Here is an 18,312-nt window from a genome sequence, read left to right as displayed (position 1 = left end):
GATGGTACTGCATGGGGGACCGTGTGGGAGAGTAGGACACCGCCGGACAATTCTTCATAAGTGGGCCTTGCCGACAGGGATTTCGTCGGCAAGGCCCACTTGTGTTTCCGCTACCGTGTCACCATGAGCGGTGAGGCACGACTGATGTGGGACGAGGGCGTCGCTGGATACGACTTCGGCCCCTCGCATCCGATGGACCCCGTGCGGCTGACCCTGACCATGCGGCTCGTGGAGGCGTTCGGCCTCGACCGGCGCATCGACGTCGTCGCCGCCAGTCCCGCGGGGGACCCCACCCTCGCCCTCGTCCACCGAAGCCCCTACCTCGACGCCGTCAGGCACGCCTCCCTCCACCCCTGGGAGGCCGACCAGCGCCTCGGGCTCGGCACCGACGACACCCCCGCGTTCCCCGGCATGCACGAGGTGTCCGCCCTCATCGCCGGGCAGTCCGTCGCGGGCGCCGACGACATCTGGCGCGGCGACGTCCGGCACTCCGTCAACTTCTCCGGTGGCCTCCACCACGCCATGCCCGCCGCGGCCTCAGGGTTCTGCGTCTACAACGACGCCGCCCTCGCCATCGCTCGCCTCCTGGAGCTGGGCGCCGAGCGCGTCGCCTACATCGACACCGACGTGCACCACGGCGACGGCGTGCAGGACGCGTTCTGGGACGACCCCCGCGTTCTGACTATCTCCCTCCATGAACACCCCCGCACCCTCTTTCCCGGAACCGGGCTCCCCGAGGAGACCGGGGGCGAGGCCGCCCCTGGCGGCGCCGTCAACGTCCCGCTCCCCGCGGGGACTTCCGACCAGGAGTGGCTGCGCGCCCTCCACGCCGTCGTCCCCGAGCTCCTCACCGCCTTCCGCCCGCAGGTCGTCGTCAGCCAGCACGGCGCCGACGGGCACTTCGAAGACCCCCTCGCCCACTTCGCCCTCAGCCTCGACGCCCAGCGCCTCGCCGCCGAGTCCTGCCACGACTGGGCCCACCAGCACGCCGAGGGCCGATGGCTGGCGCTCGGCGGCGGTGGGTACGCCGTCATCGACGTCGTCCCCCGCCTCTGGACCCACCTCGTCGCCATCGCCGCCCACGCCCCCGTCGACCCCACCGCGGCCACCCCCGACAGCTGGCTGAAAGCCGTCTACGCGCTGACCCGGCAGAGCGGCCCCCGCCGCATGACCGACGGCAGGGCCCCACGCTGGCGCGACTGGGCCGACGGCTACGATCCCGCCGACACCGTCGACCGGGCCATCCTCGCCACCCGCCGCGCCGTCTACCCCCACCACGGCCTGCTCCCCTGACCCCGCCCCCGCCGACTGACCACGGCCTACGCCCAGTTGACGGGGCATGGGGCGCGGACAAGCTGCGCCCCTCTCGCATCAGTGCAGGGGGGATCTATCGACAAAACGACCCGATTCCCTCTACGCCACCGCGCGACACCGCCGCGCGCCGGGGGGCGGGAGGTCGGGTGCGGCGGCGCGGTGCCACCGTTCACATCCCGCGTTCACGGCCCCTCACCTCTCCTTGTCCGCAAGGGGGTTGGGGCCGGAGGGAGGGGGGTGGCGCGGGGCGGTGTCGAGCGTTGCCGCGCAGGTCAGGCGCGGGGCGACGCCCCGGGCTCCCGCCGTGCCCGCGGCCTCGGCGACCGGTCGGCGCGATGCCGTTTGCGGTCGGGGCAAAAACGCCGCGCGCTGACGCCATGCGCCCGTGGTGCTACGAGGCGCTTCGGCGCTATGCCCCAATCGGTCTTCTTCGTCACGGTAAGACCGGGCTCGTTGTAAAAGGCCGGTTGAGGCACCTCTTCCCCACTCGCATCACCCGCCCCTACTCTGGGGATGAGCGCACATGCGAGAGGGAGTCACCGGAGGGGAAGCCGGTGTCCGACATGTGCGGAAGGTCAGGTGTGACATGGCTACTGGTGAAAGGCTTCTGAGCGAGGCCAAGTTCCTGACCGTGGCGGAAGTCGCCGCGGTGATGCGAGTCTCCAAGATGACTGTGTACCGCCTGGTGCACGCCGGTCATCTGCCCGCGATCCGGGTGGGAAGGTCCTTCCGGGTTCCCGAGCAGGCCGTCCATGAGTACCTCCGAGAGTCGTTCGTGGGAGCGGAGAGCGCGTAACGACGAAGCAAGCCCGTCGGCCCCCCTCGATTAACCCGTATCACTCGGTGAACGGTAGGCTGAGCGCCATGTAGGTCGTGTGGGCTCGGACGCCCCGCACCGGGTAAGCGAAGTGAGCGAGGGTAGTCGTGGGCTCTGTCATCAAGAAGCGGCGCAAGCGGATGGCGAAGAAGAAGCACCGCAAGTTGCTGAAGCGCACCCGCGTCCAGCGCCGCAACAAGAAGTGAGCGAGCGCCGCTGAACGGCCCTCCCGTCCGTATCGCGACGGGAGGGCCTCCGCACGGCAGGGGAGAGGCATGGGCAGGACCGTGCTCGTGACCGGCGCCGCTCGACAGCTCAGCGGGCGTTTCATGCGTCACATCCTCAGGGGTCCCGGCGTCGACCGGGTCGTCGGCGTCGACAGCAGGCCCCCCGTGCGCCCGCTCGGCGAGGCCGAGTTCGTCCGTGCGGACATCCGGCAGCCGTCGATCGTGACGGTGCTCGCCGAGCACGCCGTGGACACGGTCGTCCACCTCGATGTGCACGGCACCCCCGGGTCCTCGGGAGGCGGCCGCGCGGGGGTGAAGGAGGTCAATGTCCTCGGCACCCTCCAACTCCTCGGCGCCTGCCAGAAGGTGCCGGGCCTGCGCCGCGTCGTGATCAAGTCGAGCACGCAGATCTATGGCACCGCGGCGCGCGACCCCGCCGTCTTCGACGAGAACACGCCGCCCAGGGCGCCAGCCGCCGGGGGGTTTCCGCGCGATGTCGCCGAGATCGAGGCGTATGCCAGGGGGTTTGAGCGGCGCTGCCCCGATGTGGCCGTCACCGTGCTGCGGTTCGCGCACGTGCTTGGGCCCGCGGCCGACTCGCGGCTCGCGGCGTACTTCAGGCTGCCCGTGCTGCCGACGCTCCTCGGCTATGACCCGCGGCTCCAACTCGTCCACGAGGACGACATGCTCGAGGTGCTGACCCGCGCGGTCGCCGAGCCGGGGAGCCAGGGGGCGCTTGGCGCGGGGACGTTCAACGTGGCGGGTGCTGGCGTGCTGCTGCTGTCCCAGGCCGCCAGGCGGATCGGGCGGCCGACCGTTCCCGTGGCGCACCCGCTGGCGCCGTGGCTGGGCTCGGCGTTGGGCGCCCTGGGGATCAGGGGGATATCGGCCGAGCAGCTGCGTTCGCTCACCCATGGGCGGGTCGTGCGCACCGCGCGGCTGACCGAGGCGATGGGCGGGCCGCTGGCCTATACGACGCCCGAGACCTTCGCGGCGTTCGCCGCGACGCATGGGCCCGGTGCCCTGCCGCCTGACGCGGTGGGCCGGTGGGTCGACCGCATCGGGGAGGTGCTGCGCCGTGGGTGACGCCAAGGTGATCCCGTTCGATGAGGAGGAGCGCCGGGGGCGGGGGCGCGCGCGGCCGCCGCTCGACGGCGGCCAGGAGCAGGGGGAGCGGGCGGAGGGCGGCGGCCCCGCGGAGGAGAGCGAGGAGGGCGGCGGCCTCGACGAGGCGCTTGCGCGGGGGGTCGCCTTTGTGCGGCGGCGGCTGACGGGGGATTACGAGGTCGATGACTTCGGCTATGACCAGGACCTCACGGACGAGGTGCTGCTGACGCTGCTTCGGCCGGTCTTTGAGAAGTACTTCAGGGTCGAGGTGCGCGGCATGGAGAACGTGCCGGACGAGGGGGGCGCGCTCGTTGTCGCGAACCACTCGGGCACGCTGCCCTGGGACGCGCTCATGCTCCAGGTGGCGGTGCGGGACCGGCACCCGGCGGACCGTCATCTGCGGCTGCTCGCCGCCGATCTGGTGTTCCAGCTGCCGGTGGTGAACGAGCTGGCGCGCAAGGCCGGGCACACGCTCGCCTGTGCGGAGGACGCCCAGGAGCTGCTTGCCAGGGGTGAGCTGGTCGGGGTGATGCCCGAGGGCTTCAAGGGCATAGGCAAGCCGTTCTCCGAGCGGTACAAGCTGCAACGCTTCGGGCGCGGCGGCTTTGTGGCGACGGCGCTGCGGGCGCGGGTGCCGATCGTGCCCTGCTCGATCGTCGGTGCCGAGGAGATCCACCCCATGGTGGGCAACGCGCGCACCCTCGCCCGCCTGCTGAACCTGCCGTACTTCCCGCTCACTCCGACGTTCCCCTGGCTGGGGCCCTTGGGTGCGATCCCGCTGCCCACGAAGTGGACCATCCAGCTCGGGGAGCCGATCGAGACCAGGGACCAGCCACCCGAGGCGGCTGAGGATCCCATGCTGATGTTCCAGCTGACCGATCAGGTGCGGGAGACCATCCAGCACACGCTGTACAAGCTGCTGGTGGCGCGGCGGTCGGTGTTCTTCTAGAGGACTTCCAGAGGGCTTCCTGGGGCTTTTCAGGGCTCCTCGGGGTCGAGGCCGAGGTCGGGGAGCAGGTCGTCCACCAGGGGCGGGATGGTGACATCCGGCTCGGGGAGCAGCCGACCCGGCTCGGTGGCGCCGGGTGGGGAGCTGGCCTCGGGGCCCGGCTCGCGGCCCTCGGGCGTGAGGAGGCCGCCGTCGAGCAGCCCGTCGCCCGGTGGCTCCGACTCGCCCGCGCGGTCGCGGTCTTCGGGGTCGCGCTGGTCGTGGGTGCCGCCGGGCTCGGGGCTGGTGGCGGGGTGCTCGGGCGCGTGGCCGCCGGGCCGCTGGGACGCGGAGGCGCCGCCGCCCGTGCCCCCGGCCGACGAGGTGGTCTCGGTGCGCTCGGGCAGGAGCGACGTGAGCGGGCCGATCTCCTCGTCCATGGCGTTGAAGACGTCGGTGACCTCGACGCCGACGTCCCACAGCGGGGCGGGGAGCCGGCCGCGGAGGTGGGCCCAGGTGTCGCGGTGGTCGTCGGCGAAGGCGGAGAGCGAGCGGATCGGGTCGATGGAGCCGTCCGCCTGGTAGACGCGGCTGAGGAGCCGATGGCCCTCGGCGGCGTCGTCGCGCATGCTGGCCAGGGCCCGGTGGATGGCGTCGAGGTCGTAGCTGTCGAGCGGGCCGGATCTGCCGCGCTCCAGGAGGCGTCTCGCCTCGCCCATGCGCCGTGAGGCGTGGTCGAGGTAGAGCTGGCCGCGGTCCATGTCGCCATCGGCGAAGTCGAGCCGCAGATCCTCCATGCCGCGCTTGAAGCCGTAGAGCGTGTCGCCCGGCAGGGCGTCGGTGCTCGCCGCGGCGACGCCGCCGAACGCGCCCGCCGCCACGCCCACGGTGAGGCCGCTGGCGGCGAGCCCTTTGGTGAGCCGCGTGGTGGGCTTGAGCCTGGCCAGGACGCCGCCCTGGGTGGCGCGGTGCGCGCCCTTCGCCCCGCGCGCGCGGCGCTGGCCCGGCACGCGACCGGCGCTGGGGCCTCCGCTCGGGCTCTCTGCGGGGTCCATGCCCTCGGCGAACGCCGACTCCATCGCGGCGACCAGCTGGGCCCGTTGGGCCGTCCTGGTCCCTGGGGAGAGCTCGGGCCCCGGCAGGGCCGCCAGCTTCTCCACGACCGCGAGCAGGGCTGTCTGCTCCCGCCGGTCTTCCGGGGCCGCCGTCTCCTCCTCGTCGAGTCCCGGCCTGTCGAGCCGCGACTCATCGAGGAGATGGGCGAAGGCGTTGGCCCGGCGATGGGCCGACATGGGTCCGATCACGGGCGGCACCTCCTCTCGTCACAGGAATGACTCCCCCTGACGGACAGAAGTTGCCGGCTTCGGCCATGTGTACCCGAAGAGGTGACGCCTGGTCGGAGCGCGGCGGTGGGGCGGTGGGGAGTCCGCGGTGCGTTTCCAATTGGCGACAACGAGCGGACGGGCACTCGGGTTACGGCTGGCAGATTATGTGACTGCCGGGCGTGGGGTGCTCACGTTCCGTGGTCGGGACGCCGGGGCGCGGGGCCCCGTGGCTGGCATCGGGCGCCCCGCGGCTCATCGGGCGTCGTCGGGCAGCAGCCGTGCCAGGGTGCGGACCGCCCGGTACTGGAGGGTCTTGATCGCGCCTTCGTTCTTCCCCATGACGCGGGCGGTCTCCGCGACGGAGAGGCCCTGGAGGAAGCGCAGCGTGACGCACTCCTGCTGCTGGGGGTTGAGCTTGCGGACGGCGTCGAGCAGCGCGGAGTTGGCGAGGGATTCGAGGACGGACTCCTCGGGGCTGCGCTCCACCTCGTTGGCGTCGAGCATCTCGCCCGTGGTCACCTCGAGGCGGAAACGGCTCGACTTGAAGTGGTCGGCGACCAGGTTCCGGGCGATGGTGACCAGCCATGCCCCGAAGTCGCGGCCCTGCCAGGTGAACGTGCCGATGCGGCGCAGCGCGCGCAGGAACGTCTCGCTGGTGAGGTCCTCGGCCGTGGCCCGGCCGCCGACGCGGTAGTAGATGTACCGGTAGACCGTGTCCGAGTAGTGGTCGTAGAGGCAGCCGAACGCCTCGGCCTCGCCGCCCTGGGCGCGCTCGACGAGGTCCATCATGCGGCGGCTGTCGCTGGGGACGGCGGGGCGTGCGGTCGAGGCGCCGGCGGCTCCGGAGCGGGCTCGTCTGCCGACGGTCGCGGCGGCGGGTGGGTCCACGACCGCGTAGGCGGGGCCGGGGGGGCGAGTGGGGACAGGTGTGGCGAGGGTGGGGACGGCGTACGCGGAGGGGACGAGGGTGCGCAGCCGGTCGGCGACCGTCGTGCGCAGCGTAGCCAGGCCCGAGGCGTCAACCCCGACGTGTGGGTACACGGGACTCCCAGAGGCGTTAGCTTCCAACACGTGCAGTGGCGGATCCGTCACATGCGTCTGAGGAGAATAACGCTTCGTGCTGACGACGCTACGCCTAGTTGCGAAAATCGCCGATTAGGTTTGAAGAGTTACCGGTTGTGTTCACCACGCCATGCAAACGCCAGGGCATACCTGATCGCATGGGCTGCTGATCTGCTGAAGATCTGACCGAGTTTGATCGGTCGGGGTGTTGGGGAAAGCGGGTTGGCGCCTAGCGGCGGCGGCGCTGGAGCGCGACGGCCGCAACGGCCCCACCTGCGACGGCGCCCGCTCCGGCGGCCGCGGGAACGCCGACGCGCACCGCCTTGCGGCCCGTTCGGTAGTCGCGCAGGCGCCAGCCCATTTCCCTGGCGTGCGCACGCAGCCTGCGGTCGGGGTTGATCGCATACGGATAACCGACAAGCGAGAGCAGCGGGATGTCGTTGGCCGAGTCGCTGTACGCGGCGCAGCGCTCCAGGTCCAGGCCCTCCGACTCGGCGAGCGCCTCGACGGCAACGGCCTTCGCGGGCCCGTGCAGTGGCTCCCCGACGAGCCTTCCGGTGAAGACGCCGCCGACCGACTCGGCGACCGTGCCCAGGGCCCCGGTCAGGCCGAGGCGCCGGGCGATGATGGCCGCGGTCTCCACGGGGGCCGCGGTGACGAGCCAGACGCGTTGGCCCGCGTCCAGGTGGGCCTGGGCGAGCGCGCGGGTGCCGGGCCAGATGCGGTCGGCCATGTACTCGTCGTAGATCTCCTCGCCGATGGCCGTCAGCTCGGCGACGCGGTGCCCGCGCACGATCGAGAGCGCGCTGTCCCGCGCGTCGGCCATGTGACCGGCGTTCTCCGCGCCCGCCATGCGGAAGTACGCCTGCTGCCAGGCGAACTTGAGCAACTCCCGCTTCTTGAAGAACTTCCGCTTGTAGAGGCCGCGCCCGAGGTGGAAGATCGCGGCGCCCTGCATCACGGTGTTGTCGAGGTCGAAGAACGCCGCCGCCTTGGCGTCCCCGTGCGCCGGGAACTCCGGCTCGGCGACCGTGCCGCGCGCGGCCTCGGCGGCCGCCTCGCCCGCGAGCCTGGTGCGCTCCGTGGCGGCTTTGCGACGCGGGGTGAGCCAGGCCAGGCGCGAGGAAGCGGCGGAGGGTACGGGCTCGGGGGAACGCCCGGAAGAACGTTCGGTGGAACGAGACCTGGCCATGGGGCGAGCATAGCCACCCCGGGGCGGTGCCCCGGTTGCGCGAGCGTGACGCGGGGGTGGCCGCGCGCGGCACAATGGGCGCCATGACTCCGTTGCTCCGCAGGCCGGACAGGGAACGCGGCGAGGGCGAGCGCAGGACCAGGCGCGCGCGGGCCGCCGCGGGTGAACGCCCCGCGTCCGAGCGCCTGGTGACGCTGATCGGCAGGCCAGGGTGCCATCTGTGCGACGACGCGCGGCGCGTGGTCGCCGCGGTGTGCGACGAGGTGGGGGCCGCCTGGGAGGAGAGGGACATCACGCGCGATCCGGAGCTGCACCGGCTGTACCAGGAGCAGATCCCCGTGGTGCTGATCGACGGCGCGCAGCACGACTTCTGGCGCGTGGACGCCGGGCGCCTGAAGCGGGCGTTGGGAGCTTGAGGCGTTGTGGATTACGATACGAGGCCGTTTTTTCCCGCGAGGACGCATACGTGAGGAGCGTGGCCGGGTGTCCCTGTTGTTGCATGTGGCACCGGTCACTTTGCCCGGACAAAACGGACACCGTCTTTGTGCACGCGTTCACAAAGACATAGCCTGGCCGCGACGGAGCGGTTCCGGCGTACCCGCCGCGCACAGCCGCCCTCCGCTTGGCCCGAACGGCAGGAGCACCGTGGCAACTGGCCGAAACCACCGACCGGCGACCCGTAGCCGAGGAATCCCCGAGGCGACCGTCGCCCGGCTTCCGCTGTACCTGCGGGCGCTGACCGCGCTTTCGGAGCGCTCGGTGCCCACGGTCTCATCCGAGGAGCTGGCCAGCGCGGCCGGGGTCAACTCCGCGAAGCTGCGCAAGGACTTCTCCTACCTCGGCAGCTACGGAACGCGCGGCGTCGGCTACGACGTCGAGTATCTCGTCTACCAGATCTCCCGCGAACTCGGGCTCACCCAGGACTGGCCGGTCGTCATCGTCGGCATCGGCAACCTGGGCGCCGCCCTCGCCAACTACGGCGGATTCGCCTCACGCGGCTTCCGCGTCGCGGCCCTGATCGACGCCGACCACGCGATGACCGGCACCCAGGTCGCTGGCCTTCCGGTGCAGCACGTCGACGACCTGGAGACGATCATCCGCACCAACGGCGTCTCCATCGGCGTCATCACGACCCCGGGCGGCGCGGCGCAGCAGGTGTGCGACCGGCTCGTGGGCGCCGGGGTCACCTCGATCCTCAACTTCGCGCCGACCGTGCTCTCCGTACCCGACGGCGTGGACGTGCGCAAGGTGGACCTCTCCATCGAGTTGCAGATCCTCGCCTTCCACGAGCAGCGCAAGGCCACGGACGAGCTCGCGCGCAATGGCGGCCCCGCCCCCGCCCCCGTGGACGCGCCCGACGACCAGGGCCCCGAGGGCGACATCCCGGCGGTGATGCCCGCATGACCCTGCTCGTGCTCGGTCTCAGCCACCGCAGCGCGCCCGTCAGCCTGCTGGAGCGCGCCGCGCTCGCCCCCGACGACCGCGGCAAGCTGCTGCGGGACGTGCTCGCCGCCGCGGACCCGGTGGTCGAGGGGGCGGTGGTCGCCGAGGCCGCGGTGCTCTCCACGTGCAACCGGATCGAGCTGTACGCCGAGGTGGACCGTTTCCACGCCGGGGTCTCCGAGCTGTCCACGCTGCTCGCCCGGCACAGCGGCGTCGGCATCGAGGAGCTGAAGCCGTTCCTCTACGCGCACCACGAGGACCGCGCGGTGCGGCACCTGTTCTCGGTCGCCTGCGGGCTCGACTCCATGGTGGTGGGCGAGGGGCAGATCCTCGGCCAGATCAAGGGGGCGCTGGCCCACGCGCAGGACGAGCACACGGCGGGGCGGCTGCTGAACGAGCTGTTCCAGCAGGCGCTGCGGGTGGGCAAGCGGGCCCACAGCGAGACCGGGATCGACCGCGCGGGACAGTCGTTGGTCACCTTCGGGCTCCAGCAGCTCGCCGAGGGACCGGATGTGGCCGAGTGGGTGCGCGGCAAGCGCGCGCTGGTGATCGGCGCCGGATCGATGTCGTCGCTCGCGGCCGCCACGCTGGCCCGCACGGGCGTCGCCGAACTGGTGATCGCCAACCGGACGCTGGAGCGCGCCGAGCGGCTCGCCGCAGGGCTCGGCCAGGAGGGCGGCAAGGCGCGCGCCGTTCCGATCAACGCCATCTCCATCACCGCCGAGCTGGCCCTCGCCGACCTCGTCGTCTCCTGTACGGGCGCGTCGGGGCTCGTCCTCACGGCCGACGCCGTCGCCTCGGCGCTGCGCGAGCGCGCACGGCTGCGGGGCGGCGACGAGCCGCTCGCGCTGCTCGACCTGGCCATGCCGCGCGACGTCGACGCCGCCGTGCACCGGCTGCCGGGCGCCCGCCTCGCGGACATCGAATCCCTCGCCGCCGCCTCGGCCGACGCCCCCATGGCCGCCGACGTGGACGCCGTGCGGCGCATCGTCGACGACGAGACCGAGGCGCTGGGCGCCGCCAGGCGGGCCGCGCACATCACCCCCACCGTGGTCGCGCTGCGCGCGATGGCCTCCGATGTCGTCGCCGCCGAGCTGGCCCGGCTCCAGGGGCGGCTGCCCGACCTCGACGACAAGGAGCGGGCGGAGATCGCCAGGACCGTGCGGCGGGTGGTCGACAAGCTGCTGCACGCGCCGACGGTGCGCGTGAAGGAGCTGGCAGGGGAGCCGGGCGGCGACCACTACGCTGCCGCCCTGCGGCAGCTCTTCGACCTCGACCCGCGAACGGCCGCCGCCGTCCGCACACGCGAACAGGAGCGGTCATGAATGCCCTGCGGCTCGGAACGCGGCGCAGCCAGCTCGCGATGGCGCAGTCGCGCGGCGTCGCCGAGCGCGTCACCCGGCTGACCGGGCGGCCCGTCGAGCTGGTGGAGATCACCACCTACGGCGACGTCTCGCGCGAGGCCCTGGCCCGCATCGGCGGCACCGGGGTGTTCGTCTCGGCGCTGCGCGAGGCCGTGCTCGAAGGCCGGATCGACTTCGCCGTCCACTCGCTCAAGGACCTGCCCACCGCGCAGCCGCCCGAGCTCGCGCTGGCCGCCGTGCCGCGCCGCGAGGACGCGAGGGACGCGCTGGTGGCCAGGGACGGGCTGAGCTTCGAATCCCTCGCCGTGGCCAGGGGCAGGGCCCGCGTCGGCACCGGCTCACCGCGCCGCATGGCGCAGCTCAACGCCTGGGCGCGCGCGCTCGGCTGCGAGATCGAGACCGTCGCGATCCGGGGGAACGTCGATACCCGGATCGGGTACGTCCGCGACGGCGAGCTTGACGCCGTCGTCCTCGCCGCCGCCGGGCTGCGCCGCCTCGGCAGGGAGGGGGAGATCACCGATCTCCTCGCCCCCGACATCGTCCTGCCCGCCCCAGGGCAGGGGGCACTCGCGGTCGAGTGCGCCGCGTCGAACGCGACACTCGCCGCCCGGCTCGGAGAGCTCGACGACCCGCGCACCCGGGTCGCCGTGACCGCCGAGCGCAGTCTGCTCGCCGCCTTGGAGGCCGGTTGCAGCGCCCCGGTGGGCGCGTTCGCCGACCTGCTGGAAGACGGGCAGACCGTCACCGAAATGCGCCTGCGCGGCGCCGTCGGCACCATCGACGGATCAGCGCTGGTGCAGCTGTCCACCACCGGCCCCGTACCGGGGTCCGCCGACGAGGCGGCGGCGACGGGCCGCAGGCTCGCCGACGAGATGCTCGCCAAGGGCGCGGCCGGTCTAATGGGGGAGCGAGCACATTGAGCCCCACCACCACACACCCCACACCCGCCGCCGCGCGCGCGCGGCCCTCCGGCGTCTCCCTCGGACACGTCACCTTCCTCGGAGCCGGACCCGGTGACCCGGGTCTGCTGACCTTGCGCGCGGTCGACGTCCTGGCGCAGGCCGATGTGCTGATCGCGGACCCCGAGGCGTTCGAGGTCGTGAGCGAGCACATCAGACCGGGGACGGAGACTCCGCTCCAGCGCGCGGGGGACGCCAAGGACCCCGGCGCGTTCGCCACGGCCGACGATGTGGCCGATCTTGTCATGCGGGCCGCGCGCCGCGGCAAGCGGGTCGTCCGTGCCGTCGCGGGCGACCCCGGCATGGACACCGACACCACGGCGGACATGCTGGCGCTCGCCTCCGAGGGCATCACGTTCGAGGTCGTGCCCGGCGTCGCGCACGCGGTCGGCGTGGCCGCCTACGCGGGGGTGCCGCTGCGCGACCCCGAGGGCGGCGACGTCAGGTTCGTCAACGGGCCGACCGCGGACGAGCGTTGCTGGACCGAGGTCGGTGCGAGCGACGCGACCGTCGTGCTGTCCACGACGCTGGAGTCCGTCGCGGTCTCCGCGGGGCGGCTGATCGCCGCGGGCCGCAAGCCCGACACCCCGCTCTCGGTCACCGTCGCTGGCACCACGACGCGGCAGCGCACCTGGACGGCGACGCTCGGCACCGTCGAGCGGACCCTGAAGTCCGCGAAGGTGCTGCCCACGGGCGAGGGCGACCATGCGGTGATAGCCGTCGTCGGCGAACGCAGCGCGCCAGCCCAGCGCGAGCAGCTTGCCTGGTTCGAGTCCAAGCCGCTGTTCGGCTGGAAGGTGCTGGTGCCGCGCACCAAGGAGCAGGCGGCGTCGCTCTCCGAGCAGCTGCGCTCCTACGGCGCGGTGCCGAGCGAGGTGCCGACCATCGCGGTGGAGCCGCCGCGCACCCCGCAGCAGATGGACCGGGCCGTCAAGGGCCTGGTCACGGGGCGGTACGAGTGGATCGCGTTCACCTCGGTCAACGCCGTGCGCGCCATCAGGGAGAAGTTCGAGGAGTACGGCCTGGACGCGCGGGCGTTCGCCGGGATCAAGGTCGCGGCGGTCGGCGAGCAGACGGCGCGGGCGCTGCTGCGCTTTGGCGTGCGGCCCGACCTGGTGCCAAGCGGCGAGCAGTCGGCCGCGGGGCTGCTCGACGACTGGCCGCCCTACGACCCGGTGTTCGACCCGATCGACCGGGTGTTCCTGCCGCGCGCCGACATCGCCACCGAGACGCTGGTGGCGGGCCTGGTGGAGCTGGGCTGGGAGGTGGACGACGTGACGGCGTACCGGACGGTGCGCGCGTCGCCGCCGCCCGCCACCACGCGTGAGGCGATCAAGGGCGGCGGCTTCGACGCGGTGCTGTTCACGTCGTCGTCCACCGTCAGGAACCTGGTCGGCATCGCGGGCAAGCCGCACAACGTGACCGTGATCGCCTGTATCGGCCCGGCCACCGCCCGTACGGCGGAGGAGCACGGGCTGCGGGTCGACGTGATGGCGCCCGAGCCGTCGGTGCACAAGCTGGCCGAGGCGCTCGCCCAGTTCGGGGCGGAGCGGCGGGCGGCGGCGCTCGACGCGGGCGAGGTTCTGAAGCGGCCCAGCGAGAAGAGGCCGCAGCGCAGGAGGGCGCGCACACCGTGATCGACAACGCGGGGACGTTCCCCGCCGTGAGGCCGAGGCGGCTGCGGACCACGGCCGCGATGCGGCGGATGGTCGCCGAGCACCGGGTGCACCCGGCCGACCTGATCCTGCCCGCGTTCGTCAGGGAGGGCGTCGGCGAGCCGGTGCCGCTGGCGTCGATGCCGGGCGTGGCGCAGCACTCGCTCGACTCGCTGCGCAAGGCGGCGGGCGAGGCGGCGGAGGCCGGGGTCTCGGGGATCATGCTGTTCGGCGTGCCCGACGAGGCGAAGAAGGACGCGATCGGCTCGCCGGGCACCGACCCCGACGGCATCCTCCAGCGTGCGCTGCGCGCGGTGCGCGCCGAGGTCGGGGACGCCCTCGTGGTGATGTCCGACCTGTGCCTCGACGAGGTGACCGACCACGGGCACTGCGGCGTCCTCGACGCCGAAGGGCGGGTGGACAACGACGCGACCCTCGAGCGCTACGCCGAGATGGCGCGCGTGCAGGCCGAGGCCGGGGCCCATGTGCTGGGCCCGAGCGGGATGATGGACGGCCAGGTCGGGCACGTCCGCGCGGCGCTCGACGCGGCGGGGCACACGGATGTGGCGCTGCTCGCGTACACGGCGAAGTTCGCGTCGGCGTTCTACGGGCCGTTCCGCGAGGCGGTCAACTCCTCGCTCACCGGCGACCGCAAGGCGTATCAGCAGGACCCGCCGAACGCCAGGGAGGCGCTGCGCGAGCTGGCGCAGGACCTGGCCGAGGGCGCGGACATGGTGATGGTGAAGCCGGGGCTGCCCTATCTCGACGTGCTGCGGCAGGTCGTGGACGCCTCGCCCGTGCCGGTGGGGGCGTACCAGATCTCGGGCGAGTACGCGATGGTCGAGGCGGCGGCGGAGCGCGGCTGGCTGGACCGGGAGCGGGCGATCGAGGAGACGCTGACGGCGTTCAAGCGGGCGGGCGCGGATGTGATCCTCACGTACTGGGCCACGGAGTTCGCCCAGCGCTGGGGGCGCGAGCGCGCGTGACCGCCTGGCCGGGCGGTGATCCGCGGGGCGGTGATCCACGGGCCTGGCGCCGCGGTCATCATGGACGTGCCGCGCGGCGGCTGACGTCCCGCGGCCGATCGTTCGACCCTCGTACGCAGGAGGCACCGTGAGCACCACTCCCATCGCCGTCGTCACAGGGGCGAGCAGCGGGATCGGGGCGGCGACCGCGAAGCGGCTTGCCGCGGCCGGGTACCGGGTGGTGATCACCGCCCGGCGCGAGGAGCGGCTGCGGGAGCTGGCCGACCACCTGGGCGGGCTCGGCCACGACGCGGTGCCCTACGCGCTCGACGTGAGCGACCGTGACGCGGTGAAGCGTTTCGCCGCGTCGCTCGACCGCTGCGACGTGCTGGTCAACAACGCGGGTGGCGCGTTCGGCATGGACACCATCGCCGACGCCGACCCGGACGACTGGCGCGCGATGTACGAGACCAACGTCCTTGGCACCCTCCACATGACGCAGGAGCTGCTGCCCTCGCTGATCGCCTCGGGTGCGGGGACGGTGCTCGTGGTCTCCTCGACGGCGGGGCACGGCACATACGAGGGCGGCGGGGGCTATGTCGCCGCCAAGCACGGCGTGAACGCGCTGGCGCGGACGCTGCGCCTCGAGATCGTCGCCGAGCCGGTGCGGGTCATCGAGATCGCGCCGGGGATGGTGCGGACGGAGGAGTTCTCGCTGACGCGCTTCCGGGGCGACGAGGAGCGGGCGGCCAAGGTGTACGAGGGCGTGGCCGAGCCGCTGACCGCCGACGACATCGCGGACACGATCGCGTGGGCGGTGACGCGCCCGCCGCATGTCAACGTCGACCTGCTGGTCATCAGGCCGCGGGCGCAGGCGTCCAACTACAAGGTGCACCGCGAGCGGTGAGCCCTCGAAGGCTGCGGCACGGAACGCCCGCCGACGCGGGTCTCGACGCGCGGCGGGTGGCGGGTCTCGTCCCCGCGGCGGAGGCGTTCCTCGACGGGGACGGCGGGGCGGGTGGCGCCGGGGCAGGGGGAGCGGAGGGCGCGGGGGGCGCGTATCCGGGTTTTGTCCTGCTGGCCGCGCGCCATGGCGTGATCGTGGAGCACGCGGCGCGCGGGTGGGCGCTGGCCCATGGGGAACGCGACGGGCGCCCCTTCGCGCTCCCGGCGCGCGAGCGCGTTCCCATGGCGCGGGACACTGTCTTCGATGTGGCGTCGCTCACCAAGGTGTTCACCGCGCTCGTGGCGCTGCGGCTGGCCGAGCGCGGCGTGCTCGACCTGGACGCGCCCGTCTCGGCGCACGTGCCCGGCTTTCCCGAGCTGTCGCCGCGCACGCTGCTGACCCACACGGGCGGGCTGCCCGCCGAGATCGACCTCGGCCCCTACCCCGACAGGGCCGCGCGGCTCGCGGCCGTGGCCGCCGCGCCCCCGGGGCCGCCCGGGTACCGCTACTCCGACCTCGGCCCGATCGCGGTGGGCGCGGCGGCCGAGGCGGCGGCGGGCCGCCCGCTCGACGCGCTGGTCGCCGAGCTGGTCACGGAGCCGCTCGGCCTGGCCGACACCGGCTTTCTGCCGCCGCGCGAGCGCCTGCCCAGGATCGCGGCGACCGAGTACCAGCCGTGGACCGGGCGGGGCGTGATCCGCGGCGCGGTCCACGACGAGAACGCCCACCACCTCGGCGGCGTCGCCGGGCACGCGGGCCTGTTCTCCACGGCAAGCGATCTGGCCGTGCTGGCCCAGACCCTGCTGAACGGCGGGGAGTTCGGCGGAACGCGGCTGCTCGCGCCCGCCTCCGTGCGGGACATGCTGACCGACCACAACGCGGGGCGCGGGCTCGGCCCAGGGGCGGCGCGCGGCCTCGGCTGGCAGCTGAACCAGCCGGACTGGATGGGCGACCTGGCCTCGCCGACGGCGTTCGGGCACACGGGGTTCACCGGCACCAGCCTGGTCGCCGACCCGGCCACCGGGGTGCTGCTCGTCCTGCTGACCAACCGCGTCCACCCCACGCGCGCGCATGGCACGGGGCACGCGTGGCGCCGCGCCCCGGCGCGTGAGCTGGCGCGCGCGGTGCGGTGAGCGCCCCGGGGAATTCCGGGTGCGAAGCCCGCCCTGGCCGGTGGAAGAATGGCGGGACCGGCATCACCGACCGCCGTCATCACGGGGCCGTCATCACGAGGCCGTCATCACGAGGCCGTCATCACGAGGCCGTCATCACGAGGAAGTGCGGAACAGTGGCTCAGACCAGCGCGGAGACCGACTGGGTCTCCCGGCTCGCCGACGAGGTCATCGCCGAGGCGGAGCGCCGCGCCACGGGGAAACCCGTCGTGTGCGCGTCGGGCCTGAGCCCGTCGGGGCCGATCCACCTCGGGAACCTCCGCGAGGTGATGGTGCCGCACCTGGTGGCCGACGAGATCAAGCGGCGCGGCATCCCGTGCGAGCACATCCTCTCGTGGGACGACTACGACCGCTTCCGCAAGGTCCCCGCCGGGATCGACCCCGCGTGGAACGAGCACATCGGCAAGCCGCTCACCTCCGTTCCCGCCCCGCCCGGCAGCCCGTACGCCAGCTGGGCCGAGCACTTCAAGGCGCCCATGGCCGAGGCGCTTGACGCGCTCGGCGTCGAGGTGCGCGCGATCAGCCAGACCGAGCAGTACACGGCGGGCGCGTACCGCGAGCAGATCCTTTTCGCGATGCGCGAGCGGCGCCGCATCGACGCGGTCCTCGAGCGCTACCGCACCAAGCAGGCCGAGCAGGGCCCCGCGCCCGGGGAATCAGACGACGAGGCCGAGCGCGCGGCGGTCGAGGGCTCGGGCGCGGCGAGCGAGGACGACGGCGGCGCGGGCGGCGCCGGGTACTACCCCTACAAGCCGTACTGCGGCGCGTGTGGGCGGGACACGACCACGATCACCTCGTATGACGACGAGACCACCGAGCTTCGTTATGTGTGCGAGTGCGGTCATGAAGAGACCGTCAAGCTGTCGGAGTTCGATCGCGGCAAGCTGGTGTGGAAGGTCGACTGGCCCATGCGCTGGGTCTACGAGGGCGTCGTCTTCGAGCCCTCGGGCGTCGACCACCACTCGCCGGGGTCGTCCTGGGTGGTGGGCGGCCAGCTGGTGTCGGAGATCTTCGGCGGCACGCGCCCGATCGGCCCGATGTACGCGTTCGTCGGCATCACCGGCATGTCGAAGATGTCCAGCTCCCGGGGCGGAGTGCCCATCCCCGCCGAGGCGTTGGAGATCATGGAGGCCCCGGTGCTGCGCTGGCTCTACGCCAGGCGCCGCCCGAACCAGTCGTTCAAGGTCGCCTTCGACGGCGAGTTGCAGCGGACCTACGACGAGTGGGACGCGCTGGCGCGCAAGGTCGCCGACGGCGCCGTCCAGCCCGCCGACGCCGCCGCGCACAGCCGCGCGGTGGGCACCGCGTCGGGGCCGCTGCACGCGACGCCAAGGCCGCTGCCGTACCGGATGCTGGCCTCGGTGGTGGACATCACCACGGGCGACGAGGAGCAGACGCTGCGGATCCTGAGCGACCTGGACCCCGAGCGCCCGATCCGCTCGCTCGACGAGACCAGGCCGCGCCTGGACCGGGCGGCGTGCTGGGTCGCGACGCGGATGCCGGAGGAGCAGCGCACGCGGGTGCGCGACGAGCCGGACGCCGAGCTGCTCGCGTCGCTCGACGAGGAGGGGCGCGCGTCGCTGCGGCTGCTGCTCGACGAGCTCGACGGGCACTGGTCGCTCGACGGGCTGACGACGCTGGTGTACGGGGTGCCCAAGCAGCGGGCGGGGCTGCCGCTCGACGCGAAGCCCACGCCCGAGCTCAGGACGGCGCAACGGGCGTTCTTCGCGCTGCTGTACCGGCTGCTGGTCGGCCGCGACACCGGGCCGAGGCTGCCGACGCTGCTGCTCGCCGTGGGCGCCGACCGGGTGCGCAAGCTGCTCGGCGGCTGACGGG

General features: G+C 73.1%; 17 protein-coding genes. 14 read left to right on the top strand and 3 right to left on the bottom strand.

Going from position 1 to position 18,312, the window contains the following annotated elements; translation table 11 throughout:
* The first annotated feature begins 123 nt into the window (after window positions 1-123).
* The 5 genes from DEH69_RS14695 (at window position 124) to DEH69_RS14675 (ending at window position 4,414) form a co-directional block, all read left to right on the top strand.
* Entirely contained in the window at window positions 124-1,293 is a 1,170-nt protein-coding gene (locus tag DEH69_RS14695) for an acetoin utilization protein AcuC (protein ID WP_113687415.1), read from the top strand.
* Window positions 1,294-1,900: 607 nt separating this feature from the next.
* A complete protein-coding gene (locus DEH69_RS14690; protein ID WP_113687414.1) occupies window positions 1,901-2,110 on the top strand; it encodes a helix-turn-helix domain-containing protein in 210 nt (69 codons plus the stop codon).
* 128 nt (window positions 2,111-2,238) lie between these two features.
* Window positions 2,239-2,337 carry an AURKAIP1/COX24 domain-containing protein gene (locus tag DEH69_RS14685; RefSeq protein WP_003948845.1) on the top strand — a complete coding sequence of 33 codons (99 nt, stop codon included), beginning with the start codon at window positions 2,239-2,241 and terminating at the stop codon, window positions 2,335-2,337.
* Window positions 2,338-2,406: 69 nt separating this feature from the next.
* Window positions 2,407-3,444, top strand: coding sequence for an NAD-dependent epimerase/dehydratase family protein (locus tag DEH69_RS14680; RefSeq protein ID WP_113687391.1), 1,038 nt, complete (start codon window positions 2,407-2,409; stop codon window positions 3,442-3,444).
* Complete coding sequence (locus tag DEH69_RS14675; protein WP_113687390.1) at window positions 3,437-4,414, top strand: lysophospholipid acyltransferase family protein; 978 nt, start codon at window positions 3,437-3,439, stop codon at window positions 4,412-4,414. The genes DEH69_RS14680 and DEH69_RS14675 overlap by 8 nt, the downstream gene beginning before the upstream one ends.
* 29 nt (window positions 4,415-4,443) lie before the next feature.
* Here the strand turns inward: DEH69_RS14675 and DEH69_RS14670 are convergent, their stop codons facing one another.
* From DEH69_RS14670 to DEH69_RS14660, 3 genes are all read right to left on the bottom strand, one after another.
* Window positions 4,444-5,697 (bottom strand): DUF5667 domain-containing protein, encoded by a 1,254-nt coding sequence (locus DEH69_RS14670; protein WP_113687389.1) that lies wholly within the window; start codon window positions 5,695-5,697, stop codon window positions 4,444-4,446.
* 273 nt (window positions 5,698-5,970) lie between these two features.
* The gene (locus DEH69_RS14665) at window positions 5,971-6,759 is read right to left on the bottom strand and encodes an ECF subfamily RNA polymerase sigma factor, BldN family (RefSeq protein ID WP_113687388.1); all 789 of its coding nucleotides are present in this window, start codon (window positions 6,757-6,759) and stop codon (window positions 5,971-5,973) included.
* Window positions 6,760-7,009: 250 nt separating this feature from the next.
* Window positions 7,010-7,972 (bottom strand): HAD family phosphatase, encoded by a 963-nt coding sequence (locus DEH69_RS14660; RefSeq protein ID WP_113687387.1) that lies wholly within the window; start codon window positions 7,970-7,972, stop codon window positions 7,010-7,012.
* A 74-nt stretch (window positions 7,973-8,046) separates the two neighbouring features.
* On the opposite strand from DEH69_RS14660, the gene DEH69_RS14655 reads away from it, so the two are divergent.
* The 9 genes from DEH69_RS14655 to lysS all read left to right on the top strand — a co-directional run bounded on the left by DEH69_RS14655 (window position 8,047) and on the right by lysS (window position 18,308).
* A complete protein-coding gene (locus tag DEH69_RS14655) occupies window positions 8,047-8,388 on the top strand; it encodes a glutaredoxin family protein (protein ID WP_113687386.1) in 342 nt (113 codons plus the stop codon).
* A 229-nt stretch (window positions 8,389-8,617) separates the two neighbouring features.
* Window positions 8,618-9,376: a redox-sensing transcriptional repressor Rex gene (locus DEH69_RS14650; RefSeq protein WP_113687385.1), complete on the top strand. Its 759-nt coding sequence runs from the start codon at window positions 8,618-8,620 to the stop codon at window positions 9,374-9,376.
* Window positions 9,373-10,740 carry a glutamyl-tRNA reductase gene (locus DEH69_RS14645; protein ID WP_113687384.1) on the top strand — a complete coding sequence of 456 codons (1,368 nt, stop codon included), beginning with the start codon at window positions 9,373-9,375 and terminating at the stop codon, window positions 10,738-10,740. Before DEH69_RS14650 ends, DEH69_RS14645 begins: the two co-directional genes overlap by 4 nt.
* Window positions 10,737-11,699 (top strand): hydroxymethylbilane synthase, encoded by a 963-nt coding sequence (hemC, locus tag DEH69_RS14640; protein WP_113687383.1) that lies wholly within the window; start codon window positions 10,737-10,739, stop codon window positions 11,697-11,699. The genes DEH69_RS14645 and hemC overlap by 4 nt, the downstream gene beginning before the upstream one ends.
* A gap of 104 nt (window positions 11,700-11,803) precedes the next feature.
* Entirely contained in the window at window positions 11,804-13,375 is a 1,572-nt protein-coding gene (locus DEH69_RS14635; RefSeq protein WP_258534673.1) for a bifunctional uroporphyrinogen-III C-methyltransferase/uroporphyrinogen-III synthase, read from the top strand.
* On the top strand, window positions 13,375-14,379 hold the full coding sequence (gene hemB / locus DEH69_RS14630; protein WP_113687413.1) for a porphobilinogen synthase: 1,005 nt from the start codon (window positions 13,375-13,377) through the stop codon (window positions 14,377-14,379). The genes DEH69_RS14635 and hemB overlap by 1 nt, the downstream gene beginning before the upstream one ends.
* Window positions 14,380-14,506: 127 nt before the next feature.
* Complete coding sequence (locus tag DEH69_RS14625) at window positions 14,507-15,265, top strand: SDR family NAD(P)-dependent oxidoreductase (RefSeq protein ID WP_113687381.1); 759 nt, start codon at window positions 14,507-14,509, stop codon at window positions 15,263-15,265.
* The gene (locus tag DEH69_RS14620) at window positions 15,262-16,437 is read left to right on the top strand and encodes a serine hydrolase (RefSeq protein WP_181727433.1); all 1,176 of its coding nucleotides are present in this window, start codon (window positions 15,262-15,264) and stop codon (window positions 16,435-16,437) included. The genes DEH69_RS14625 and DEH69_RS14620 overlap by 4 nt, the downstream gene beginning before the upstream one ends.
* Window positions 16,438-16,592: 155 nt before the next feature.
* Window positions 16,593-18,308 (top strand): lysine--tRNA ligase, encoded by a 1,716-nt coding sequence (gene lysS, locus DEH69_RS14615; protein ID WP_113687379.1) that lies wholly within the window; start codon window positions 16,593-16,595, stop codon window positions 18,306-18,308.
* Window positions 18,309-18,312: the final 4 nt, after the last annotated feature.

It is taken from the genome of Streptomyces sp. PT12 (assembly GCF_003311645.1).
Taxonomy (GTDB): Bacteria; Actinomycetota; Actinomycetes; order Streptomycetales; family Streptomycetaceae; genus Streptomyces.
The sequence above is the reverse complement of the archived record's forward strand: the minus strand, read 5'-3'. Positions and strand labels throughout refer to the sequence as shown.

What these genes read in the sequence shown, in the direction of transcription:
- DEH69_RS14695 (WP_113687415.1), top strand. Translation starts at nt 124, where the DNA reads ATGAGCGGTGAGGCACGACTGATGTGGGACGAGGGCGTCGCTGGATAC.
- DEH69_RS14690 (WP_113687414.1), top strand. Translation starts at nt 1,901, where the DNA reads ATGGCTACTGGTGAAAGGCTTCTGAGCGAGGCCAAGTTCCTGACCGTG.
- DEH69_RS14680 (WP_113687391.1), top strand. Translation starts at nt 2,407, where the DNA reads ATGGGCAGGACCGTGCTCGTGACCGGCGCCGCTCGACAGCTCAGCGGG.
- DEH69_RS14660 (WP_113687387.1), bottom strand. Translation starts at nt 7,972, where the DNA reads ATGGCCAGGTCTCGTTCCACCGAACGTTCTTCCGGGCGTTCCCCCGAG.
- DEH69_RS14655 (WP_113687386.1), top strand. Translation starts at nt 8,047, where the DNA reads ATGGGCGCCATGACTCCGTTGCTCCGCAGGCCGGACAGGGAACGCGGC.
- DEH69_RS14645 (WP_113687384.1), top strand. Translation starts at nt 9,373, where the DNA reads ATGACCCTGCTCGTGCTCGGTCTCAGCCACCGCAGCGCGCCCGTCAGC.
- hemC (WP_113687383.1), top strand. Translation starts at nt 10,737, where the DNA reads ATGAATGCCCTGCGGCTCGGAACGCGGCGCAGCCAGCTCGCGATGGCG.